This window comes from Gilliamella sp. W8145 (genome assembly GCF_016101145.1).
GTDB lineage: Bacteria > Pseudomonadota > Gammaproteobacteria > Enterobacterales > Orbaceae > Gilliamella > Gilliamella apis_A.
The window spans coordinates 233,782-257,175 of record NZ_JACFRC010000001.1 but is presented as its reverse complement, the minus strand read 5'-3'; the positions used below and the strand labels follow the sequence as shown (position 1 = coordinate 257,175).

General features: G+C 32.9%; 23 protein-coding genes. 4 read left to right on the top strand and 19 right to left on the bottom strand.

Annotated features, from left to right (window positions below):
- Positions 1 to 53: 53 nt before the first annotated feature.
- From H3T80_RS01140 to rplM, 6 genes are all read right to left on the bottom strand, one after another.
- A complete protein-coding gene (locus H3T80_RS01140) occupies positions 54 to 1,784 on the bottom strand; it encodes an ABC transporter ATP-binding protein (protein ID WP_198199341.1) in 1,731 nt (576 codons plus the stop codon).
- Positions 1,777 to 3,642: an ABC transporter ATP-binding protein gene (locus H3T80_RS01135; RefSeq protein ID WP_198199339.1), complete on the bottom strand. Its 1,866-nt coding sequence runs from the start codon at positions 3,640 to 3,642 to the stop codon at positions 1,777 to 1,779. The genes H3T80_RS01140 and H3T80_RS01135 overlap by 8 nt, the downstream gene beginning before the upstream one ends.
- 203 nt (positions 3,643 to 3,845) lie before the next feature.
- Positions 3,846 to 4,256 (bottom strand): ClpXP protease specificity-enhancing factor, encoded by a 411-nt coding sequence (locus H3T80_RS01130; protein ID WP_086364480.1) that lies wholly within the window; start codon positions 4,254 to 4,256, stop codon positions 3,846 to 3,848.
- A 51-nt stretch (positions 4,257 to 4,307) separates the two neighbouring features.
- Positions 4,308 to 4,940, bottom strand: coding sequence for a stringent starvation protein SspA (gene sspA, locus H3T80_RS01125; protein WP_086359756.1), 633 nt, complete (start codon positions 4,938 to 4,940; stop codon positions 4,308 to 4,310).
- A 303-nt stretch (positions 4,941 to 5,243) separates the two neighbouring features.
- Positions 5,244 to 5,636: a 30S ribosomal protein S9 gene (gene rpsI / locus H3T80_RS01120; RefSeq protein WP_034901366.1), complete on the bottom strand. Its 393-nt coding sequence runs from the start codon at positions 5,634 to 5,636 to the stop codon at positions 5,244 to 5,246.
- 11 nt (positions 5,637 to 5,647) lie between these two features.
- Complete coding sequence (gene rplM, locus H3T80_RS01115) at positions 5,648 to 6,076, bottom strand: 50S ribosomal protein L13 (RefSeq protein ID WP_034901369.1); 429 nt, start codon at positions 6,074 to 6,076, stop codon at positions 5,648 to 5,650.
- A 274-nt stretch (positions 6,077 to 6,350) separates the two neighbouring features.
- On the opposite strand from rplM, the gene H3T80_RS01110 reads away from it, so the two are divergent.
- On the top strand, positions 6,351 to 6,971 hold the full coding sequence (locus H3T80_RS01110; protein ID WP_198199337.1) for a YrbL family protein: 621 nt from the start codon (positions 6,351 to 6,353) through the stop codon (positions 6,969 to 6,971).
- Here H3T80_RS01110 and pmrB read toward each other — a convergent pair.
- From pmrB to H3T80_RS01055, 11 genes are all read right to left on the bottom strand, one after another.
- A complete protein-coding gene (gene pmrB, locus H3T80_RS01105; protein ID WP_198199335.1) occupies positions 6,943 to 8,040 on the bottom strand; it encodes a two-component system sensor histidine kinase PmrB in 1,098 nt (365 codons plus the stop codon). The two genes, H3T80_RS01110 and pmrB, sit on opposite strands and share 29 nt — an antisense overlap.
- 32 nt (positions 8,041 to 8,072) lie before the next feature.
- Positions 8,073 to 8,735 carry a two-component system response regulator PmrA gene (pmrA, locus tag H3T80_RS01100; RefSeq protein WP_110448208.1) on the bottom strand — a complete coding sequence of 221 codons (663 nt, stop codon included), beginning with the start codon at positions 8,733 to 8,735 and terminating at the stop codon, positions 8,073 to 8,075.
- 89 nt (positions 8,736 to 8,824) lie between these two features.
- A complete protein-coding gene (locus tag H3T80_RS01095) occupies positions 8,825 to 9,349 on the bottom strand; it encodes a phosphatase PAP2 family protein (RefSeq protein ID WP_198199333.1) in 525 nt (174 codons plus the stop codon).
- A gap of 133 nt (positions 9,350 to 9,482) precedes the next feature.
- On the bottom strand, positions 9,483 to 10,169 hold the full coding sequence (locus tag H3T80_RS01090) for an amino acid ABC transporter permease (protein ID WP_198199324.1): 687 nt from the start codon (positions 10,167 to 10,169) through the stop codon (positions 9,483 to 9,485).
- Between the two features lie 6 nt (positions 10,170 to 10,175).
- Positions 10,176 to 10,901 (bottom strand): amino acid ABC transporter permease, encoded by a 726-nt coding sequence (locus tag H3T80_RS01085; protein WP_110448210.1) that lies wholly within the window; start codon positions 10,899 to 10,901, stop codon positions 10,176 to 10,178.
- A gap of 5 nt (positions 10,902 to 10,906) precedes the next feature.
- The gene (locus H3T80_RS01080; RefSeq protein WP_198199322.1) at positions 10,907 to 11,734 is read right to left on the bottom strand and encodes an ABC transporter substrate-binding protein; all 828 of its coding nucleotides are present in this window, start codon (positions 11,732 to 11,734) and stop codon (positions 10,907 to 10,909) included.
- A gap of 255 nt (positions 11,735 to 11,989) precedes the next feature.
- A complete protein-coding gene (locus H3T80_RS01075; RefSeq protein ID WP_110448212.1) occupies positions 11,990 to 12,454 on the bottom strand; it encodes a YhcH/YjgK/YiaL family protein in 465 nt (154 codons plus the stop codon).
- A 75-nt stretch (positions 12,455 to 12,529) separates the two neighbouring features.
- Positions 12,530 to 13,714, bottom strand: a complete 1,185-nt coding sequence (locus H3T80_RS01070) for an exo-alpha-sialidase (protein ID WP_110448213.1) — start codon at positions 13,712 to 13,714, stop codon at positions 12,530 to 12,532.
- Positions 13,715 to 13,726: 12 nt separating this feature from the next.
- The gene (locus H3T80_RS01065; RefSeq protein WP_198199318.1) at positions 13,727 to 15,130 is read right to left on the bottom strand and encodes a sodium:solute symporter family protein; all 1,404 of its coding nucleotides are present in this window, start codon (positions 15,128 to 15,130) and stop codon (positions 13,727 to 13,729) included.
- A 40-nt stretch (positions 15,131 to 15,170) separates the two neighbouring features.
- Positions 15,171 to 16,049 carry a dihydrodipicolinate synthase family protein gene (locus tag H3T80_RS01060; protein WP_110448215.1) on the bottom strand — a complete coding sequence of 293 codons (879 nt, stop codon included), beginning with the start codon at positions 16,047 to 16,049 and terminating at the stop codon, positions 15,171 to 15,173.
- 26 nt (positions 16,050 to 16,075) lie between these two features.
- Entirely contained in the window at positions 16,076 to 17,212 is a 1,137-nt protein-coding gene (locus H3T80_RS01055; protein ID WP_110448216.1) for an iron-containing alcohol dehydrogenase, read from the bottom strand.
- Positions 17,213 to 17,439: 227 nt separating this feature from the next.
- Between H3T80_RS01055 and H3T80_RS01050 the strand changes: the two genes are divergently transcribed.
- The 3 genes from H3T80_RS01050 to H3T80_RS01040 are packed head-to-tail and all read left to right on the top strand — an operon-like array spanning position 17,440 to position 20,502.
- Positions 17,440 to 18,702, top strand: a complete 1,263-nt coding sequence (locus H3T80_RS01050) for a four-carbon acid sugar kinase family protein (protein ID WP_198199316.1) — start codon at positions 17,440 to 17,442, stop codon at positions 18,700 to 18,702.
- 12 nt (positions 18,703 to 18,714) lie between these two features.
- Entirely contained in the window at positions 18,715 to 19,695 is a 981-nt protein-coding gene (gene pdxA, locus H3T80_RS01045; RefSeq protein WP_198199314.1) for a 4-hydroxythreonine-4-phosphate dehydrogenase PdxA, read from the top strand.
- A gap of 45 nt (positions 19,696 to 19,740) precedes the next feature.
- On the top strand, positions 19,741 to 20,502 hold the full coding sequence (locus tag H3T80_RS01040) for a DeoR/GlpR family DNA-binding transcription regulator (RefSeq protein WP_110448219.1): 762 nt from the start codon (positions 19,741 to 19,743) through the stop codon (positions 20,500 to 20,502).
- Positions 20,503 to 20,570: 68 nt separating this feature from the next.
- Here the strand turns inward: H3T80_RS01040 and ndk are convergent, their stop codons facing one another.
- Positions 20,571 to 20,993, bottom strand: coding sequence for a nucleoside-diphosphate kinase (ndk, locus tag H3T80_RS01035; protein ID WP_198199312.1), 423 nt, complete (start codon positions 20,991 to 20,993; stop codon positions 20,571 to 20,573).
- Positions 20,994 to 21,008: 15 nt separating this feature from the next.
- Entirely contained in the window at positions 21,009 to 23,306 is a 2,298-nt protein-coding gene (gene pbpC, locus H3T80_RS01030; RefSeq protein WP_198199311.1) for a penicillin-binding protein 1C, read from the bottom strand.
- Positions 23,307 to 23,394 lie beyond the last annotated feature (88 nt).

The following is a 23,394-nucleotide window of genomic DNA, read 5'->3' as shown; positions in this document are numbered from 1 at the left end:
TCAGTTATTTTGTTATATGATATACTGATTATTTTCAGAAATATAGCCAATCATTAATTAATAGACAATGTCTGTTTTTGTAGGCTATAAAGCTTAGTAAATAAGCCATTTTTATCCATTAATTGCTGATAATTGCCTTGTTCTACAATTGAACCTTGATCTAAGACAATAATATTATCAGCACCAACGATAGTTTTTAAGCGATGAGCAATAACAATGACAGTTCTATCTTTTACTAGATTAGCAATGGCTTCTTGAATATAAACTTCATTTTCAGGATCCAAAGAAGCGGTAGCTTCATCAAGCAAAATAATAGGTGCATTTTTTAATAATGCTCTCGCAATTGAGATACGTTGCCGTTCACCGCCAGAAAGTTTACTACCGTTTTCACCAATTAATGTATTCCAACCATCTGGTAATCGAGCTACTAGCTCATCACATCTAGCGATTTTAGCCACATGTTTTACCTCTTCATCAGTAGCATTATGCCTACCAATTCGAATATTATTCATAATAGTATCATCAAACAATACCACCTTCTGAAAAACAAAAGCCATTGAATGCATTAATGTTTCCGGATCTATTTGCTTAATATCTTGATTATCTATAGTGATTTTTCCTGAATTTACATCCCAGAAACGAGCAATCAACTGTAATAAGGTACTTTTACCACTACCAGATGGCCCAACTAGTGCTGTCATTTTTCCTTCAGGTATAGCGCAACTTACATTATTAATAACACTTGTCTGATTATAGGAAAAATTAATCTGATCAATATTGATATTATAGTTAGTAAAAGTCACATCATCTCTACCTTCCATAATAGGTTCATTTTGCAGACTCTTCATTCTATCGATTGAAACCAGCATATAGAACAGTTCAGGTAATAATGTTAAAACTGAAATTAATGGACTATAAATTCGCGAACTAATAATCACAAAAGCAATAAAAGTAATTGGATCCAAACTTCCAGAAACCATTAAGGTTACCCCGAGTAAAACAACAATACCTAAACCCACTTGTAATGTCATAGTAGACAAAGTAACAATAATTCCACCTATTCCTTCAAACTTAATCGATGCCCACATCATATTTTTCAGTGCTTTATCTAAACGATTGAATTTTTTACCACTTAATCCAAAACCTTTTATGATTTTTATACCATCAAGATATTCTTGAACCTCATCGGAAACAGCTAATTTAGCTTGAACATGTTTTTCCCCCAATTTTTGTTCGAGTCTTTTACCAGCAACAACTATAATAATAGCAATTGGCAAAGTACAAAAAATTGCCGCAGCCATTCGCCAATCATAAAATGCTAATAAGCAACAAGTTATTAGACTGCTAACTGAATATCCAATTAATTGCGGTATGACATGGCTAAGCATATTTTCAATAACCGCACAATCGCCCATAATATTTGCAGTAAGTTCAGAAAGATCTTTTCGATTAAAAAAGCTTAGTGGTAATTTGCGAAGTTTTTCAGCGACCGCAATTCGAGTATTGGCAGCTTGACTAAAAGCATTAGCGTAAGTCTTTTTATATTCTCTTTTATAACAGATTAAAAACAAAATCGCAGATAACACACCGAAGCCTGCCATTATCCAAAGATAATAAACATTCACTGGTATTTGGTTAGTTAAAGGCTCAATTAACAACATAATTACCTGTAATAAAATTATGAAAGGCAACATTAATGTTAAATTGGACAATGTACAAGCAATAATCGCTTGATTAAGATTTTTACTTTCTATATCGGACAACATTAATATTTTTTTAAACATGTGCTACCTCATCATTATGACAAGAGTGATCTGAATGACAATTATTAGCAGAATTTGGTTGATCCATTTGCCAATCTAATGTTTGCTTGTAATATTGCCACATTTTGTAATAGGTATTTTGTTTATCAATAAGTTGCTGGTGGGTTCCTTTTTCAACAATACTTCCTTTATCTAATACCACAATTTGATCGGCATCTTTTATTGTTGATAGGCGATGGGCAATCATAATAACGGTTTTACCTTCCATTAATACTTTTAAGGCAAGTTGAATTTTGTATTCATTTTCAGGATCAGCAAAAGATGTAGCTTCATCAAGAATCAGTATAGGTGAGTTTTTTAGTAATGCTCGAGCAATTGCTAATCGTTGCATTTCTCCGCCAGAAAGATGCACCCCCTTAGAGCCTATTACAGATTGATAGCCATCAGGTAATTTCTCAATAAAATCATGACACTGAGCGGCTTTAGATGCGGCAATAACTTCGTTTAGATCGGCATCTGGTTTACCGATTTTAATATTATCTAAAATTGTTTGTTTAAAAAGAAAAACATCTTGAAACACAAAACTCACTAATGATAATAAATATTCACTACTCATTTGCTTAATGTCTACATCACCAATGGTTATTGATCCTTCCCTAGGATCAAAAAAGCGCGGAATGAGTAATGAAATGGTACTTTTGCCACTACCAGAAAGCCCAACTAATGCGGTGGTTGTTCCCTGTTTGGCAGTAAAAGAGATATGATTGAGGGCATTACTTTCTAAAGAATCATTATCTTTATTCTCATTATAAGAGAATGTAACATCATTAAAACAAATATCATAATTATCAACTTCTAGGCCTGATTCCGGTTCAGCCAATGATTTTATATTGAGAACATTATCCATATTTTCAACACTTTTAACTGCTCTTTGAAAACTTTGTGATACATATAAAAGTTTGAAAAAAGGTGCCGGCAAAGCCAGTGAGAAAATTAAATAGAAAATAGATGACAAAATAAAATTGGCATAATTTTCTGTTGTACCTAATAATAAAATCATTACGGGAATAATAAAAAGATAGATATTATTTAATATGAGCAAAAACAGTGCCATATGATATTTAAAACAATCTATAAACTTAAGACAATATTGTTGATAAGCTTTGATAGATTCATAAAAGCGTTTAAAAGAAAAGAAAGTTTGATTAAAAGCTTTAACCACTGTTATACCACGAATATATTCAACTGAAGCATTACTCATATCAATTAATCGGGTTTGAAACTCTTGCATATTGTTTTTAATTTCTTTACGACGATAACCACTTTTTAAAACAATATAAGCTAAGATGATTGGTACTAATGTTGCCAAACCTAAACGCCAATCGAAAATAGCTAAAATAATAAAAATAATAATTGGAGTAGCAAATGAACCAATCATATCAGGCAACTGATGTGCAATAAAAATCTCTATTTTTTCAATATCATCATCAACAATTTTTCGTAATTCGCCACTTGAATGTTTAGTATAAAATCCTAGAGGCAAACATGATAAGTATCGAATAAAATTGTATTTTAAATGATAAAGAGTTTTAAACGCAGCAATATGCGAAAGACAAAGTGCTAAAAAATTTAAAAATATAGAAGATGCCGCAGCAATAAAAGCTAACCAACCATAATCGATAATTAATTCATTATTTAATGTAGTGTTGTTTACTAGACTAATAATTATTTCATAAACAATATAATATACTGAAATAAAAGGAATAAAGGCAGTAGCAACACTGAAGATTGAAAGTAAACAAGATAAAATAATGAGTACTTTATATCGAAAAGCAAGCTGCCAAAGACGAGAAGTAGGATTGTTATTACACGTTTTCATAGAATGAACACTCTGTTATGGTAATAATAATCATTATCAGTTATAAATTTTAAAATAACAATTATTTTTGCTCCTACTTTGATTTATATTGGCTATTACTATTATAGATATTACAGACAAAAGAGGACTATCCTATTTATGACTAAAACACAAAATTGTAAATAAGATAGTGAAATTTTTGATTATTCAAATAATAAAAAATATTATTTTACAACTCGGAAAGGATTAACTGGTTTTGGTTTAACATTTTCTGCTGGTTTGCTTGCCCCTTCTCTAAGAGCTTTATAATGAGGCTCATCCTCAAATCCCATACCAACACCATTTTCACGTGCATAAATAGCTTCAACAGCTGCCATTGGTACAACAATATGTTGAGGTACACCAGAAAACCTAGCATTAAATTCGATTTGTTCATTATTAGCTAAATACTGCCCGACCGATTGCGGGGCAATATTAAGTACTATTTGATTATCTTTTATAAACTCTTGCGGTACTAATACGCCATATACAGAAGTATCAACCACAATATACGGAGTTAATTCGTTATCTAAGATCCAGTCATAAAAAGCCCTAAAGATATAAGGACGACGAGGAGTCATGTTATCAAGTTCCATAACGGTACCTTATTTAATTGCTAATCTGTCGTTAGATAAAAAAACAAACTATTACGCTCTAATTTTCTTTTCATCTTCAGTTAAAGAGCTTATAAAAGCTGGTCGTTCAAAAATGCGAGCCATATAAGCAAGATAATTTTTCTCGGCAACTTTTGGCAACTCAATACCAATCATAGGTAAACGCCAAAGCAAAGGAGCAAAATAACAATCACATAATGTAAAATCATCACTCATAAAGTAATCTTTTTCTTTAAACATTATGGAGATCGATACTAAATCATCAAGTAAATTTTTACGCGCTTGTTTGGCAGCTTCGCTGTCCGGATTAGCTAAAATTGTTTCGTAAGCGCTATACCATTCTTTCTTAATGCGATACATGGTTAATCGAGAATTCGCTCTTACAATTGGGTAAACAGGCATTAGCGGTGGATGAGGAAAACGTTCATCTAAATATTCTAATGCAATATGTGGTTCATATAAGGTAAGGTCACGATCAATTAGTGTCGGAATTGAACCATATGGATTTAGATCCAATAATTCTTGAGGTAGATTATCTGCCGTAACAAACTCGATTTCAGCTGTTACCCCTTTTTCTGCCAACACAAAACGAATCTGATGGCCATAAATATCTGTTGTATCACAAAATAATGTCATTACAGAACGTTTATTAACAGCAACAACCATGGTCACTCCAAATATGCAAAAAGTTAAAATAAGTTTATATTAAAGACTATTCTAACAAATTGGATAACAAATTTGTTAAAAAAAATGAATTTTCTTTTTGTTTTTTCTCAGATTTGTATTCTTTTCATCTTATAAACAGATTATATTTTTTGAGGGAAATAAAAGATTTATAATATATTATATTGAATAATAATAAATTATTTTTAATTTAGGTGATTATTATCTAAATTTATATCGTAATAAATAAAACTGAAAAAAAACCCAGCTTGTGCTGGGTTTTGAAACAAATTTGTAACGTAGCAATTAACGTTTGCTGAATTGTGGACGACGACGAGCTTTGCGTAGCCCCACTTTTTTACGTTCAACTTGACGTGCATCACGAGTAACAAAGCCCGCTTGACGTAATGAAGAGCGTAAAGTTTCATCATATTCCATTAATGCACGAGTAATACCGTGACGAATCGCACCAGCTTGACCTGAAATACCACCACCTTTAACAGTGATGTAAAGATCAAGTTTGTCAGTCATTTCAACTAACTCAAGTGGTTGCATAACAACCATACGAGCTGTATCACGACCAAAATATTGCTCTAATGAACGTTTATTAATAACGATATTTCCACTACCTGGTTTGATAAACACTCGAGCAGCGGAACTTTTGCGGCGACCTGTACCGTAATATTGATTATCAGCCATCTTCTATCCCCTTAAATATCTAATACTTGCGGTTGTTGTGCCGCATGATTGTGCTCACTACCTGCATAAACTTTTAGTTTACGGTACATTGCACGACCAAGAGGACCTTTCGGTAACATGCCTTTTACAGCAATTTCGATGACTTGTTCAGGATGACGTTCAATCATTTCTTTAAAAGTCGCTTCTTTAAGTCCACCGATGTAACCAGTATGACGATAATAGATTTTATCAGTGCGTTTTTTGCCTGTTACAGCAACTTTTTCTGCATTGATAACGATAATATAGTCACCTGTATCAACATGTGGTGTATATTCTGCTTTGTGTTTACCACGCAAACGGCTTGCGATTTCAGTAGCTAAACGACCTAACGTTTTACCTGCTGCATCAACAACATACCAGTCGCGTTTAACTGTTTCTGGTTTAGCTGAAAAAGTACTCATTCGTATTTATCCAAATTTTAATTAATCTCACGTTAATAAATCATTTGATTTATTTACACTTTTTGATTGCTACTATTAACTAACTAACCCCTTCGAGTTGCTATACTAATTTTACAATCGAAAACAGCGTTGGGAAGAACACTGTTGTAACGTGGGTGGCAATATTATACAGAAATATTATAAAAGCGCTAGAACTTATAATAAAAAAACCATAGCGATAAAAAACACTAACTGCTACACTTTCAGTTAACCTTTAATTACACGATATCAATTGATGAAAAATTTAATTCAACTTACCGAAAAAGATTATATAAGCAAAGGACTACATAGAAAATGCTATCATCATCCAGATGATCCGAATAAATGTATCAAAGTAAATTATAATGATGGCGCCGAAGAAGAAACAAACCGTGAAATTGCTTATTATAAACATCTTATAAAACGCAAAATATCGTGGGATGTTTTGGCAAATTATTATGGCCCAGTAACAACAAATTTTGGACAAGGACATGTTTTTGAATTAATTCGGGACTATGATGGGAAAATTGCTACACCGTTAGAAAAATATCTCTATGACGAACAATTAACTCAACAATATTATAGTGCGTTAGTTGTATCACTTAAAGCACTAAAAACAGCGTTATTAAAAGATCGAATTATTACCATGACAATCAAAAGTAAAAATATTTTATTTCAGCATTTGTCATCTGAAAAAAATCGCTTAATCATTATTGATAATATAGGTAATTCGACCTTTATTCCGATTGCTAATTATGTCGGATTTTTTGCCAAAGCAAAAATAGAACGCACTTGGCAACGTTTTTTATCATCACTTATTAAAGAAAATCAACATAACAGTTTAATAACTAAGTTAATTGATGAAGTGAATCATTAAGTCTAACTTCGGCAATGGTACCTGTTTGAAGGTCCTGCCGATTTCTTAATGTAAATTGCCCATGATGCAATTTAGTGATGCGATTAACAATACTTAGGCCAAGCCCTATTCCATTATGTTTACGATCCATTCGGAAAAAGGCTTGCGTTAAATTTTCAGTCTTTGATTCATCAATACCACAGCCCTCATCTTTAACCGCAATAATAATATCTTGAATGTCTTGATAAAAACATATCGTAATTTTACTTTTATTTGGACTATATCGATAACTGTTTTCAACCAGATTGCGAATCAGTAAACGAATCAGAGTAGCATCGCCACTAAAAGTAATCTTATTAGTAATTTGCCATTCAATCGTTTGTTGTTTTTGTTCTGTTAGTTCGGTTAATTCATCAAAAAGTGGTATTTGAATATCATCATAAAAATTAATTTTTTGATACTGACCTAACGTAAATTTTTGACTAGCCCTAGCGAGCATCAAAAGTTGCTCTACCGTATTGACTAAACGATCTATACGTTCAATTAGTTCACGACAATCGATTTTATTTTTCGCTTCAAGTAATTCTAAATGCAGACGAATACCTGCCAATGGTGTTCGCATTTCATGTGCAACATCAGCAGTAAAAAGACGTTCTTGTGAAAGAGTATTATTGAGTCTTTCAAATAAATTATTTAATACCTGTGTAATCGATTTGATTTCGCGCATATTACTAATTGGTTTTATCGGCTTAAGATTATCGGCTGTTCTTTGATTCAGATCTTTTTCAAGAATCTCTAAAGGTTTAGTAATCCATTTAATAGCTTTATAAGCTAAAAATAAAGTTACAGCCATCATAGAAAAGGCAGAACAGAACAGAGCAAAAATAGCCTCTAACTCCTCGTGCTCAACTACTTCGTCAATTTTATTTTTACTTAATGTTAAATTAACTAGAACATCAATTTGCTCTTTACTTTCATGCCATAACCAAAATACCGTAATAATTTGGCAAATTAACATAATAGCGCCTAAAGTAAAAAAAAGATTCCAGCGAATACTATGACGTATCTTGGTCAAGGATTTTTCAATCATAAGTTTATCATTCACTAAATTTAGAATAATAGCTAATTATCAATATTGAGTTGATAACCATATCCACGTACAGTTTTGATTAAATGTTTACCTAATTTATTTCGTAGCGCATGAATATAAACTTCAAGCACATTTGAACTAGGATCACTTTGCCAATCATATAAATCATTTTGCAATAAATTACGATGTACTTTTTCTCCAGCTTTTAACATTAATCTAGACAATAAAATAAACTCTTTAGGTGTTAATATAACTTCTTGCTCATTTAATGTCGCTGTTTGTCTTTTAATATCAATGCTAATCGGGCCATAATTAATAATATTATCAGCTGTTCCTTGATTTCGACGAATCAATGCCCTCACTCTTGCTAGTAATTCAGTTAAAGCAAAAGGCTTAATTAAATAATCATCAGCACCAAGATCTAAACCTTCTACTCTATCTTCAATAGTATCGCGGGCAGTTAAAATAAGGACAGGAATATCAATTTGTTTTTTACGCCAACGAGTGAGTAATTCTAAACCATCACAATCTGGCAATCCCAAATCAAGAATAATTAAACTGAATTGCGAAAACTCTATATGTTCTTCCGCTTGCTTACCATTAGATGCCACTTCACAAACATAACCATCAGATGTTATACCATCGTATAACCCTTTTTGTAATAAACTATCGTCTTCGACTATAAGTATTTTCATTATAGTTCAACCTTAATTAGATTTGAAAAATACCCTAGCTAGCATAGTTAACTAGTATATGCCTAACCTTAAACAACTTAAATTTTTATTCATTTATAAATTTTGTAATATAGAAACCAAAATTTTTTAATTAGATAAACTGATAAAAAACTTAATAACATACCAACTAAAATATCTAGTGGCCAATGAACCCCTAAGTAGATACGACTCCAACAAACAAGCAAAGCAACTACAGTAGATAAATAAGCAAACGATTTAAATTGCTTTTTATAATTTAAATAAATAGAAAAACAGATAGTCCAAATAAAAACAGCATGCTGACTTGGTAACGAACTCGTTTTATCATGAGTTAAAAAATTAGTACCAACATTAAGTACAAATGGCCGTGGCGAATAAAATAGATGCCTTATAATAAAAGTAACAGTTAGCACTAATGCTAAACTTATTAAAATTTTTATCACCAATGTTCTATATAGTGGTTTGTATATACAGCATATTGCTAATAAGCCAATAGGTAGTAATATTAAGTAATTAGCACAAAACACAGCAAAAAGAATAAACAACTTCGAAGCATGTTCTTGCGCATTGATTAATAAAAAAAGATGAGAGTTCATATTAAGTAACATATCAAAACCAATACTGACAATATTTACTTATAATTTAGCAAACGAAGCTTAAAAGAACCTTAATAACCTTTTTGAATTTTTAGAGATGTTTTGCTCAATAATATTGAAATAAACAATCTAGCTATTTTTTGCGAGAAAATAAATGATATTTAGGTAATACTGATACTGTAAAATCAAGTGTGGCACAAATAATAAAATAAACCACAATAACAAACAAAAAAATCTCTGTAGGATAAACCATACTGCGATTATTAATTTGGGTAGCAATAAAGGTAAACTCTGCAACACCAACGATATAAGCTAAAGAGGTATCTTTAATTAATGATACCCACTGATTAACAAAGGAAGGTAACATCATTTTTAATGCTTGTGGCAAGATAATAAAAATAATGACTTGGCTTTTTGTAAAACCCAATGAAAAAGCTGCTTGCCATTGTTCTTTGCCAATAGCTACCATTCCTGCATGAACAGAATGACCAATGTATGCACCACCAATTAATGATAAAGCAAAAATCACAGTAGTGATAGCTGGCACATCAATATTTAATAAAACTGGCAATAAAAAATAAGTCCAAAATATGAGCATAATAACGGGAATCGCTCTTAAAAAACCTAATACAATAACTAAAAGTTTACGTAAAAATCCGTCACAAACCGTTAAACCGACACCCGCGAAAACACCCAAAATGGTGGAAAAAACAATAGCCACAAAGCTCATCAACAATGTTAATACTATGCCACCAGGGAAATTTCCAAAAATAAGATAATCGAGATTATGCCAAATAATTTCAAAACCCTTAAAATCCATAACGTATTAGACCTTTCCAATTTGTAAATATTTTGATTGATAAATATTGCCTAGGGTACCCACAATAACAATAGCGAAAATATATAAAAAAGTTGCTACTGCAAAATCCTGAAATGTTTTTAACGATTCGGTTTCTACTTGACGGGAAACATAAGATAGTTCTAATACACCTATTGCCATGGTTAGCGATGAGTTTTTGATAATATTCATATATTGACCGATCAAAGGAGGAAAAGCGATACGAAAGCTTTGCGGTAAAATAATAAATCGCATACTCTGCCAACGAGTGAGACCTAATGCTAATGAGGCTTGTTCTTGTCCACTACTCACACCCATAATTCCAGCCCGGAATTCTTCAGCAATAAAAGCACTGGAATAACATGTTAAACCAATTAAACCAATAATAAATTCAAAAGATGGCATTTTTAGAGTGAACAAAAACAGTTGAATTTCTGGTTCATCAAATAACCATAATTTAAACTCAATCGGTAACAAATTACCGATACCAAAATACCAGAAAAAAAGTTGTGGTAATAATGGCGAATAACGAAAAATGGCGTTATATCCAATAACAACGCCTTTGATAATTTTAATATGACTTTGCTGAGCAATAACTAACAAAAATCCTAATGTAGTAGAAAATATAATAGTTAAAAAAGAGATAGCCATAGTGACTAAAAAACCATCCCACAACCACCACAAATAACGTGGTTCTAGTAATTGCTCATACATATAATTTATTGACCTTTACCTATTTTGAAATCGCCTCGAGGCATCGCAGAATTTGTATCTGGACCAAACCAGCGGTTATAAATAGTTAATGCTTCACCATCATTTTCAAGTTTTAACAATATTTGATTAACTTTTTCTTTTAAACGAGTTTCACCTTTTGGAACACCAACAGCTTGATATTCTTCAGTAATACTAAATGGTGAAATTTCAAAAACAGCACGTTGTTCTTCTGGGACATTTGCGAGTAAACCAATTAACTTAGCATCATCTTGAGTAATAGCTTGTACCACTCCATTACGTAATGCTGCAAAAGCAAAAGGCGTATCATCATAAGAAATCACTTTAGCGGTTGGGAACTTTTCACGAAGAGTAATTTCCATTACGGTACCTTTATCAGCTCCTATACGAAGTTTCTTAAGATCATCAGCTGTTTTTAACAATCCTTTTTTAGCCACAAACTTCTGACCTGTGGCAAAATAAGGCAAACTAAAATCAACTGTTTTAGCTCGCTCATCAGTAACCGTAAAGTTGGCAACGATCAAATCCGCTTTTTGCGAGGTAAGTAATGGAATACGATTAGCTGGATTAGTTGGAACAAATTCCACTTTTACATTTAATGCTTTAGCTATTTCATTAGCATAATCAACATCTAGCCCTGTTATTTTATTGGTTTTTTCATCAATAAATCCAAACGGAGGATTGCTATCAAATACAGCAATTTTGATCTCGCCCCGTTTTTCAATATCGTCTAAACGATCTGCATAAGCAGAGTTCACGCCTAATAGTGTGCTAATCAAAGCTACAGCTGTTAATGATTTAGTTAGAAATTTCATGACAACATCCTTAATAAGATAGGTATTTACATAAAAAGTCTAACAATAAATAGTCTTTACGATAAATAACAAATATTTACATAGATATAACTATTAGTTATATGTTAATCACTAATTGGATTAAATTTATAACAAATTGATAATAATAAAATGGCAAAGTACGTGGAATCTAATACTTGATCTTTAAGCTTACAGGAAATCAAAAGAATAAATTTACTGTAAACTTAAATTGGATTGTAACCTCGAATTAAAAAATTAAATAATTTCAACAGGTACCTTGAATACTGCTTTACGAACTTTTTTAGGCACATCAACCATACAAAGTGCTTGATGCGGTTCGCCTGGATAGAAAGTGACAAAATCACCTTCTTTTAGGAGAATGGAGTTTGTTAATAAAGGATTCTCTAAAATAAAAAGGTCTGGTTTTTTTTCAAAAAATGACTCAGAACTACAATCATTTAAACTATAACGAATAATTTCTTCACCACTTAAAATTAATTGTATATCTAAATATTTTTTGTGAAATTCAGTGTGTCTTTCTTGAATTGGTGAAGTAATTGAATCATTTATATTATAAAACCATTTTTCACCTTCAAGCTGATAACGACCATCTGCTAAACTTTTCAAATAATTCAGACTTGTTTCTGGTTGAGATAGAACATCATATAACGACTTTGGTAACGTAGCTAGATTTAAAAAATTCATATTCCCTGCAATCATCATTACTCTCCATAACATTGTTTAAAATAATATTTAACCCAATATTGCCCATCAAAATTGATGGGCTAGATAAAATTATTTCTCTGCTTTTACCCAATTTTCATCGACAACAACATATTTAATTGCCATTCGGAAATAAGTATAAGCAATATGAAGCTTGCCATCGAAACCTTGCTTGATACTTGGATAAGAAAATTCTCTATTCAATTTATCTTTAGAATTATTTGACATGCAGTAACCATCACCTTCATCCAAATTTCGAATATAAGACCACGTTTTACCATTATCTGTTGAAATAGCTAAAGACATCGGTGCTCTTGGCGCTCCCCAGAAAGCATTTTTTTGGCCATCTATGATAGCGGCTTCTTTTTTATTGGTGCTGCTGGTATCTTCAATCTCATCATATAATGAGACACGCCTTTCTTTTGCATCCTTAGCACTTGAGTTATTAAACACTAAAGCGATATGTCCATTATTTAATACGGTTGCTTGAATAGACGAATTATTATTAGGTAATATGGTAGGAATAGGTTTTGACCAGGTATACCCACCATCATTAGACCGACTTTCATAAATATTATCAGCCCAACGACTACGGAAAAGAGCATATAAACTATTATCCTGTAACATCATAATATTCATATGAACACAACCTAAACTATCAGGTATATCAACATTAAACCATGTTTCTCCTTTATCTTTTGATATCATTACACCGCTAGTATCATAGCTACCAACCCATTTTTCACCAGGTTTAGCTATACAATAAAATACAGGTAATAACCAATCTCCATTTGGCATCACTGTTATAGGTTGTCTTATAAAAATTCCTTTATCAGGATCTTCAAGAAGAGTATTTATTGGCCCCCACGTTTCGCCAAAATCTTTTGATTTACGATAACGAACGATAGCCGTATCTTGATTACCTGAAACTTGAGCTGTATACAAAAGCCACAATACATTTTCAGGATCTAAAAAAAACAATGGATTTTGTTCAGATCTAGTTGCGTCATCTGACAATTTTGTGGCTTTTGTCCAAGTATTAGAGCCTTTCTTTAAACGCGAATAATAAGCTGAAATATCCGCAATACCTTCTTGTGTTCCCCCAAACCATGTACAAAGTAGATCTCCATTTGGTAATGGTAATAAATTTGCAGCATGGTTTTGCACACATTCTGTTGGTAAATAAGCATCAACACGCAATGGATCAGAATTATTTGTAGTCAATTTACCCGAACAGTCCAATTTAACTTGAGTCATTAATTTATCTCCTTATAAAGAATCCGCTTTTGTTTTTTCTTTTACAAAAGGACTGATGAATAATTTGTCTAACAACATAATGATGGCTGGAGAAAGTAACGCAACATACATATTGTTAATTCCTAATGGATCACCACAATAGAACCAAGTAGAGGTGATAACAGCGGCACCAATTAATGCCATATTAGCAGCTCGAGTACTGTTTAAGAATGGTAAATAGAACGCTATCATTGCAACTATAGTTATAGACAACCTAATTGCTCGAGTAAAGAAAGAAAGCTTTAAGACCTCAGGAAAGGCTAAAACTAACAAGAGCGGAGCAAATCCAACAATAACTGAGATGACTTTTGTCGCTTTAAATTCTTTTTCTTGCGTTGGTTTAAAGTATGGAACATAAAAATCTTTAACGATTAATGATGCAATCGCTAGAGCAACAGTACTCACACTGATAAAAATAGAAGCAACTAATGAGGTAGTAATAATCCCAGCCATAAAAGGATTCATATCTTGAATGAATACTGGTAACGCATACAAGCTTTTAATATCTGGATGAAGAAATTTCGCACATACCCCAATAACCGCAATCGCAATCGCAATAGGTAAGCAGAAAAAGAAGGCATACCAACAAGCACGTTTAGCCGATTTAGCATCTTTTGTTGATGAAATTGCTTGAATAACAAACTGCGTACAAAATATTGAACCAATTGTTCCGATTAGCCATGCAAAAATAGTACCTGCACCAATAGAGCCATCCCATGTCCAATAATGAGGCGGCATTTGTTCGATCATTGGAGCAAAACCACCGGTAAGGTATAAAGCCGTTCCTAAGATAAATAACACCCCAAAATATTTCACACCACTATGAACGATTGTTACATATGCAACACCTTTCAAACCGCCAAAGGCAAAATAAAAGGTACTGACTACTGCAGTAATAAATGCTGCCACAGGCAATGAAATTTGTAACACAGTTGAAATTGCAGCCGCTCCACTAATATAGTTACCAACATTAACAAGTATTAATGCATAAATCATGATAATCGATATCAAATTCTTAGTAGAATTACCATATTTTTGAGCAATTGCAGCTGAAATAGTAATTTCACCAGTATTATAGATTTTTTTTACTAACAATAATCCAAAAAGTGGGAAACCAATAGCAGCACCAATTACAGACCATGATGCAGCAATCCCATTATCAAACGCTGATTGTGCTGTGCCAATTGTTGATTTTGCACCAATATACTCAGTCATTAGTAATATCCCAACAACTATCGCCGGTACAGCTCGAGAACCTTCCATGAAATCACTATTATTTTTACTTCTTAAAAAATAAGTCATCCATGAGGTAGCTAATATATAAAGGACAACAATACTAACAATTATTATTGTGTCCATTGTTCCAAAGTAATGCATATATCACCTTTATTTCTTATAATTACATGTTAAATATTTGTTATAAATGATTCACAATGGTTTTAATGGTTGCAATGTGATCATCTGAAAACTGGATTGGATAACGACTTACACCAACTTCTTCTCCCATTAGTGTTAACGCTTTTTTCACTGCTGCCGGAGAGAATACAGTTGCATATAAATTTTTCCTTAAATCACCTACAGCATCCTGAGCTGCTTTAGATTTATCAAGGTCACCTGCTTTAAAGTTTTTCCAGATAGCATTGATATAACCCGGTGCAACATTAGCAAGCCCAGAAATCGAACCAACTGCACCACCAACAAATCCTTGATATATCAATGAATCAGGACCGGTTAATACATCAAAGTTATCTAAGCTTTTTGCTACATCAAGAAAGGCTTGCAAACTTTCGGCACTTCCTGCACTGTCCTTGATACCAGCAATATTAGGATGTTCGGCAAGTTTGGCGGCTGTTTCTGGTAAAATGGTGTTACCTGTTCTGGCTGGAATGTTATATAGATAAACAGGAACGGTTAGTGCATCTGCAATTGTTGAATAATGATAGATGAGTTCTTCTTGTTTTAATGGAATAAAATATGGCGCTATTACTGATACAGCATCTACGCCTAATTTTTCGATTTGCTTACCTAATTTTATGGTTTCTCGGGTTGAAATTTCACCGATGTGAGACATTACAGGAGAACGTCCAGATACTTCATCGACGCAAACCTCAGTAACTTTGATCTTTTCTTGCTGGGTTAAAACAAAAAATTCACCATTGGTACCATTACAAAAAACACTATTACCATGATTTAATTGGCGTTGAACCTGTTTACGCATTCTTTTTGGACAAAAATCCCCATTTTCATCAAACGTTGTGACAATGGCGGTTAAAATTCCTTCTATTTTTTTGCTCATAATTTTTACTCCAAGAGTAGGATTGTCTATAAAAGTGATTGATAAATAGCTAAAACATCTTGTTTGGTAACTTGTTTAGGAACGTTATTCATTAAACGTTTCACTTCTAAAGCTGAATCAACAAGATAGGGTAAATCTTGTGGCGAGATATTAAGTTCTTGTAACTTTGTAGGTAGTGCTAAACGACCGACTAAATCTTTAAAGTAACTGACTAATGCATGCGATTTTTCTTCATTAGTTAAATTTAGGTTTGCATCTGGCAATAAGTCATAAGCTTGTGCAAATTTTTCAACCACCGCGTCACGAACAAACTCCATACAAGGAACTAGTAGAATGGCATTTGCCACACCATGAGGAATATGGTATTTACCACCTAGAGGATATGACATAGCGTGAACTAGATGTGTACCTGAATGGGCAATCGCAGCACCACCATAATATGAAGCCCAAAGCATATTCAGTTTTGCTTCTAAATCAGTTTTATCATTTACTGATCTCTCAAGAAACTTAAATAATTTATCCATACCTATTAAGGCATAATTATCACCAACCGGATTGGCTATACTGGCTGTAAAGCATTCAATTAAATGACACAAAGCATCAATACCTGTAGAGGCCGCAATATGATTTGGCATAGAAATAGTTAATTCTGGAATCAAACACACATAATCAGGCAACATAACTGGTGAAATGATGCCTTGTTTGGTAGATTTTTCAGGAATAGCCAAAATAGCATTTGGAGTTGCTTCGGAACCTGTTCCCGCCGTAGTAGGGATAAGAATGGAAGTACATCGTTTAGAAGGTTTCACACCTGCCAATAATTGTTCAAGAGTCAATTGATTCTCTTTAGCACATAACACTGAAATTAATTTAGCAACATCAAGAACACTACCTCCACCGACACCAACAACTAGATCAGCATTAGCTATTTTCATTCGATTTAATAAATTTATGACATCATGATGACTAGGCTCTGGTGGAATATCATCAATGAGAGTGAAATGATGAACCGTATCTACAAGTGTTTTTATCAATTTAGTTACAACTGGTAAATTAATAATATTTTTATCAGTCATAAATATGACATGACGATGTTGTTTGAATAGAAAATTAAGATCATTTAATACACCTTGTCCACTTAAGACAGTACTGTTAATGTGCATAGTTAGCTCCAATCGTTCGCAATTTAAATGAGTATTAAAAATCATATTGATTTAATTTAATCATTTAATGTTATTTTAAGTTAGATAATTGATCAATTTTAATATTGCAAAACTATGATCCAGATCACATTATGATTAAAATGATTTATTTTAATCATTTTTATTGTTTTTTTGATTAAATAATCGGTATAATCCTAAAAATAGTTTTTTTTGAGTAAGATTAGTCAATGGTAAGGTTAATAATTGCAGACGATTTCACTGGTTCTAATGACGCTGGTGTACAATTTGTTAAGAAAGGATTCACTGTTGATGTTGTTTTTGATTGGCGATCTATACAGCCTTTAAAAACTCATATTAATGATAAAAAAGTTATGGTTGTTAATACTGAAAGTAGAGCAATCGAATATCATGAAGCACAAAATAGAATTAAGCAAGTTGTTTTAAATAACCGACATTTACAACCTATTTATAAAAAAATTGATTCAACTCTGCGTGGTAATATAGGTGGGGAAATAGAAACATTACTGGCAACAACTCAAATTAAATTTGCTTTAGTTATACCAGCTTTTCCTAATATGAATCGTATTACTAAAAATGGTAAATGCTATGTTAATGGTATTGAACTAATCAACACCGAATTTGCCACTGATCCTAAAACACCTATTTGCTCATCCCATATAAAAACAATTATAAAACAGCAAACAGATTATCCATGTGAAGAAATCAATATAGATAAAGTAAGAACTCATCAAATAGCAAAATGTATTGAAAACTTTGCAACTCAAGGAACTAAGATCATCATAATCGATGCTGAAACAAATCATGATTTAAAAACGATTATAGAACAAACTCAAGGATTACTAGATAAAGTTTTACTAGTAGGCTCGGCTGGATTAGTTGAATTCCTTTTGCCATCAATGACAGAAAAAAAACCAAAATCAGAAAGACTAAGTAAAAAACCAATGTTAGTCATGGCAGGATCAATGAGCGAAATTACTCAACAACAGATAAATTATACCATTCAACATGATAATAACTGGAATGTAATAGATCTAAAAATATCAGATTTATTACCAGAACTATCAGCAACTACGTTAATAACATATAAAAATAAAATTCAAGAAATACTTGATAATAATCAACATTGTATTGTCAGAACCAGTACCAATAAGCAAGAACGAGAAAAAATCGATTTGTATTGCCAACAATATCAATTATCAAGAACCGAACTAGGTGAAAAAATCTGTAGTGGTTTAGGATTATTAGTTAAAAACATAAAGTTTAATAATTTATTTTTAACAGGTGGGGATGTAGCTATTTCCATTGCTAAATCTTTAGGTGCGATAGGTTTTACAATCGAGGGACAAGTTTGTGAAGGAGTCCCTTACGGTAGATTATTAAGCCATGAAATTTTAGATTATAAAATATTTACTAAAGCCGGTGGATTTGGAACAAAAGATATTTTTTTAAAAGCATTAAGATTTATTTAAAGGAGATAAATTGTGTCAAAAATCATAGCGATAACTATGGGAGATCCGGCTGGAATCGGACCGGAAATTATTGTCAAAGCACTACAATCAGATATTGTAAAAAATATACATTCGATTGTAATTGGCTCGGCTGATTTATTAAAAAAACAATTAAAAATGGGATTATTTAGCGATGTTAATTTTAATGTTATTAATAGCGTGAACGAGGCTGATTTCTCAAAAAATGTGATTAATATAATTGATATAAAATTGGAAGATATCGATTCATTACAACCTGGAAAAATTCAACCACAAGCTGGTGATCTAGCTTATCGATGTGTAAAAAAAGCAACTGAATTAGCACTTGCAGGCGAAGTTACAGCTATTGCAACAGCACCGCTAAACAAAGAGGCACTACACTCAGCAGGACACATGTATCCAGGACATACTGAGTTGTTAGCGAAGCTCACTAATAGTAAAGATGTCGCTATGGTACTTTATACTGATTCACTAAAAGTGATTCATGTTACCACTCACGTTTCATTAAGAAACTTTTTGGATAAATTAAGTAGTGATAGAATTGAAAAAGTTATTAAAATTGCTGATGATTTTCTTAAAAAAGTAGGAATTTCTGCGCCAAAAATTGCTGTAGCTGGCGTTAACCCTCACGCAGGAGAACATGGGCTGTTTGGTGATGAAGAAATAAAATTTGTTACACCAGCTATTGAAAAAATGCAACTTTGTGGCATTGATGCCATTGGTCCATGTGCACCCGATACAGTATTTTTACAAGCCCATCAAGGTAAATTTGATATGGTTGTTGCAATGTACCACGATCAAGGTCATATTCCCCTTAAATTATTAGGCTTTTATGATGGGGTAAATATCGCAGCCGGACTACCATTTATTAGAACATCAGCCGATCATGGCACAGCATTTGATATTGCATGGCAAGGTATTGCAAAAGCCGATAGTATGATAGAATCAATCCGATTAGCGGAACTGTTATCTTAGTTAACAATATTAATAAACTTAGAAAAATAGAAAGGGGAATTTTCAGTGGGAAAATACAATCGACTAGATCAAATCATGGATTATCTTAAGATTCATAACTTAGTCACAGTCGAAGAGTTAGTTATAGCTACTGAAGCCTCTCCTGCTACTATTCGCCGCGATTTAATTAAATTAGATCAACAAGGCGTAATCAGTCGGACACATGGCGGCGTTACTTTAAATCGTTTTATTCCTAGCCAACCAACTACATCTGAAAAAATTCATAAAAATTTTAGTGAAAAACAGCTTATTGCAGATGTTGCAGCCGATCTTATTAAAGCTGGCGACTCAATAGCGCTTGATGCAGGGACAACAACTTTGGAAATAGCTAAAAGAATTACCCAAATGCCTGTCAGAGTCATTACATCAGATTTGCATATTGCACTTTTTTTATCTGAGTTTAAACAGATTGAAGTAACCATCATTGGCGGTAAAATTGATGATAGTAGCCAATCATGCATTGGTGAACATGGACGTTCATTACTTCTACAAATTAATCCCGATATTGCATTTGTAAGTTGTAATTCCTGGAGTTTAAGTAAAGGGGTAACCGCACCAACAGAAGACAAAGCATTAATTAAAGCAGGATTTGCTCAAAAGGCTGATAAAGTAGTGCTTGTTGCGGATAGCAGTAAATACAATTCTTATTCTTTATTTACTTCCATACCACTTAATCGTTTTACCGATATTATTACCGATAACCATTTAGATATCGAAACAGTACAACATCTTCAAAGCCAACCATTTAAGTTACATATTGCCAGTTAATATAAGTCACAGATAAATTTGAAAAATCATAAAATTTATTTATCTGTGATATTCGCCTTATTCAGCAATTATCCAACTATTTCACTATCTACAAAAAAGTAGGCAATCTCTCTTTCCGCTGATGAAATAGAGTCTGAACCATGTACGGTATTTTCAGTAGTGTTATCGGCAAAATCAGCTCTCAACGTTCCTTGTTCGGCTTTACTTAAATCCGTAACACCCATCAATTGGCGATATTGGTTAATAGCATCTTCACCTTCCAGCACTTGCACAACTATTGGCCCTGAAATCATAAAATTAACTAATTTATCAAAAAAAAGTTTATCTTGATGTTCAGCATAAAAGCCTTCAGCTTGAGACTTTGTCAACTTGATCATTTTCATAGCAATGATTTTGAGTTTTGCTTTTGATATTCGAGTTTCAATCTCACCTATAACTTGTTTTTTAACAGCATTGGGTTTAATGATTGATAAAGTGCGTTGTATAGCCATGCGAGAATTCCTTTATTAATCTGATATAAAAGTTAATCGAACAATTTGACCGCTTTCATCTAATAATAATAAACGATGTTTCCCTTTTTTGGTCACTGTTAAAGCTATTTTTTCATTATTTTGAGAATTAGCCACTAATTCGCCATCTAAAAACCACCATTTCTCTCCATAACCACCTTCCGGAGTGAGATCAACAGTCACTTGATTAATGCCCGGCAATGCTCTAATTAATTGTTTATCACGTAGCCCAACAATATTAAGTGAAGTAAAAATATCTTTACCCATTATAGGACACGTTTTATCGATAGGCGGTAATATCGATTGTCTTCGTTCTTTAGTTAATAACCAGTTTTCTAACGAAACAGGCCATAATGCTACCTGTTTTTTTTGCGCGCCTAAACAATCAGCTGCGACACGTTCCCCTCGCGCATTAACCCAAATATTTATCCAACCAGAACGGTAAATATTGTTTTTCAATTCGCTATAAGTACTTAATGTTGGTGGTACCATTTTATCCAATATCCATGCTGTTTTTTGTCGATGACAATTCGCATCTGATTCAGGAAGAGGTTGTCCTAATGGCCAACAAATTTTCATAGAAGAGACTGATTCTGGTTTTTTATTAGAAGTAATAAATCGATTTAAACGATTTTCTCTATTTAAAAGTATCGAATTAACTTGTTGCAAAATTGGCATTGCAGATATTGAACCATATTGTCCAGCAACAGGTGTACCGTCCGGTCGCCCAACCCAGACACCAATTAAGTATCTTGAATTAACTCCAACCGCCCAAGCATCCCGATAGCCATAACTGGTACCCGTTTTATAAGCTAACAGATTACTATTAATTAGCATTTGCCTTGTTATCCAAGCACTACCATCAGAAATAAGTGGTTTATTTATTAATGGTTCCTTTTTAGTGAAACGTAACGGACTCACCTCACCATGCCTAGCAAATGCACTATAAGCACTAACAAGATTATCCATTCTTAATGAAGCGCCGCCTAATATATAAGAAATGTTCGGTTCATTAGCTATAGAAGATAAAGGCAAACCAATACCTGCCAGTTTGGCGCTGAAGCGCTTTGGACCATATAATTCGATTAATTGAACTGCGGGTAAGTTCAGTGATTTACTTAGTGCCTCTGATGCACTAACTGGACCATAAAAACCTTCATCGAAATTAGTGGGTCGATAATCTGAGGTAATACGAGGAACATCTTGTAGTAAAGATTCAGAATGAATCATACCATCATCAATAGCAAAGGCATAAATAAACGGTTTTAATGTAGAACCTGGAGAACGTAATGCCCTAATCATATCAATCTGGCCAAAACGTTCTTTATCATTAAAATCAGCCGAGCCTACATAGCCTTTTACAGTCATATCAGTATGATCAACAACTAAAATAGCCAATGATGATTTAGGAGGTAATTGATTTTTACGATTAACAGCTAAATCTTCTAAATTATATTGGAGAGACACATCAATGGTTGAATGAATAATATCCTCATTAGGATATTGTTGTTTTAAGCGATAAGCTAATAATGGAGCCAACTGAGGGGCCTTTCGGGGATAAACCCAAACCTCATCACGGCGTACTTGTTCAATCAAGTCATTTGACCACACTTGATATTCAGCTAATCTATCTAGAACTTTGTCACGAGCTTGCTTAGCTCTTTCAGGAAACCTATCTGGTCGTAACCTACTAGGCGCTTGCGGTAACACAGCTAATAAAACTGCCTCACTACGGGTTAATGCTTTGGGCTGTTTACCAAAATAAGACCAGCTTGCAGCACCTATACCTTCAATTGTGCCACCATAAGGTGCGTGATTAATATATAAAGTGAGTATTTCTTTTTTGCTATAATGCAATTCTAGTTGAAAAGTGCGAAAGATCTGTTTTAACTTGCCAAACAATGTTCGATCATGAGGATATAATAACCGAGCCACTTGCATTGAAATGGTACTACCTCCAGAAACAATTCTATCATTAGATATATTTTGCCAAGCAGCACGCAGTAAAGAAATGGGATTAATACCGATATGATCGTAAAAATAACGATCTTCATAATTTAATAAAACGTCAAGATAATAATCTGGGACTTCATCAAGGCTCACCGAATAACGCCAAATACCATTTTTATCGGCAAATCGCCATAATGGAGTTTCATCGTCGGCAACGACAGTTTGCGTAGTTTTATTTTGTGAAACAGATAATGGAAAAAGATAATCAGCAACAAAAAAGCCACCAACAAATAAAACTAGTAATACCAACAAAAATTTAAATAGTTTACAAAAGAACTTTTTCATTATCGTTATTATATTACCCAGCTAAATTTATTCGAAAATAAAAAATTCCGCCAACTATATTGGCGGAATAATCATTTTTATAAAATGT

Excerpts from the sequence above, each read along its gene's own strand:
- H3T80_RS01090 (WP_198199324.1), bottom strand. The coding sequence starts at position 10,169 with ATGGATTTTAAGGGTTTTGAAATTATTTGGCATAATCTCGATTATCTT.
- H3T80_RS01140 (WP_198199341.1), bottom strand. The coding sequence starts at position 1,784 with ATGTTTAAAAAAATATTAATGTTGTCCGATATAGAAAGTAAAAATCTT.
- ndk (WP_198199312.1), bottom strand. The coding sequence starts at position 20,993 with ATGGCTATACAACGCACTTTATCAATCATTAAACCCAATGCTGTTAAA.
- H3T80_RS01110 (WP_198199337.1), top strand. The coding sequence starts at position 6,351 with ATGAAAAATTTAATTCAACTTACCGAAAAAGATTATATAAGCAAAGGA.
- sspA (WP_086359756.1), bottom strand. The coding sequence starts at position 4,940 with ATGGTTGTTGCTGTTAATAAACGTTCTGTAATGACATTATTTTGTGAT.
- H3T80_RS01085 (WP_110448210.1), bottom strand. The coding sequence starts at position 10,901 with ATGTATGAGCAATTACTAGAACCACGTTATTTGTGGTGGTTGTGGGAT.
- rpsI (WP_034901366.1), bottom strand. The coding sequence starts at position 5,636 with ATGGCTGATAATCAATATTACGGTACAGGTCGCCGCAAAAGTTCCGCT.
- pbpC (WP_198199311.1), bottom strand. The coding sequence starts at position 23,306 with ATGAAAAAGTTCTTTTGTAAACTATTTAAATTTTTGTTGGTATTACTA.
- rplM (WP_034901369.1), bottom strand. The coding sequence starts at position 6,076 with ATGAGTACTTTTTCAGCTAAACCAGAAACAGTTAAACGCGACTGGTAT.
- H3T80_RS01070 (WP_110448213.1), bottom strand. The coding sequence starts at position 13,714 with ATGACTCAAGTTAAATTGGACTGTTCGGGTAAATTGACTACAAATAAT.
- H3T80_RS01095 (WP_198199333.1), bottom strand. The coding sequence starts at position 9,349 with ATGAACTCTCATCTTTTTTTATTAATCAATGCGCAAGAACATGCTTCG.
- H3T80_RS01075 (WP_110448212.1), bottom strand. The coding sequence starts at position 12,454 with ATGATTGCAGGGAATATGAATTTTTTAAATCTAGCTACGTTACCAAAG.
- H3T80_RS01055 (WP_110448216.1), bottom strand. The coding sequence starts at position 17,212 with ATGCACATTAACAGTACTGTCTTAAGTGGACAAGGTGTATTAAATGAT.
- H3T80_RS01080 (WP_198199322.1), bottom strand. The coding sequence starts at position 11,734 with ATGAAATTTCTAACTAAATCATTAACAGCTGTAGCTTTGATTAGCACA.
- H3T80_RS01050 (WP_198199316.1), top strand. The coding sequence starts at position 17,440 with ATGGTAAGGTTAATAATTGCAGACGATTTCACTGGTTCTAATGACGCT.
- H3T80_RS01065 (WP_198199318.1), bottom strand. The coding sequence starts at position 15,130 with ATGCATTACTTTGGAACAATGGACACAATAATAATTGTTAGTATTGTT.
- pmrB (WP_198199335.1), bottom strand. The coding sequence starts at position 8,040 with ATGATTGAAAAATCCTTGACCAAGATACGTCATAGTATTCGCTGGAAT.
- pmrA (WP_110448208.1), bottom strand. The coding sequence starts at position 8,735 with ATGAAAATACTTATAGTCGAAGACGATAGTTTATTACAAAAAGGGTTA.
- H3T80_RS01130 (WP_086364480.1), bottom strand. The coding sequence starts at position 4,256 with ATGGAACTTGATAACATGACTCCTCGTCGTCCTTATATCTTTAGGGCT.
- H3T80_RS01060 (WP_110448215.1), bottom strand. The coding sequence starts at position 16,049 with ATGAGCAAAAAAATAGAAGGAATTTTAACCGCCATTGTCACAACGTTT.
- H3T80_RS01135 (WP_198199339.1), bottom strand. The coding sequence starts at position 3,642 with ATGAAAACGTGTAATAACAATCCTACTTCTCGTCTTTGGCAGCTTGCT.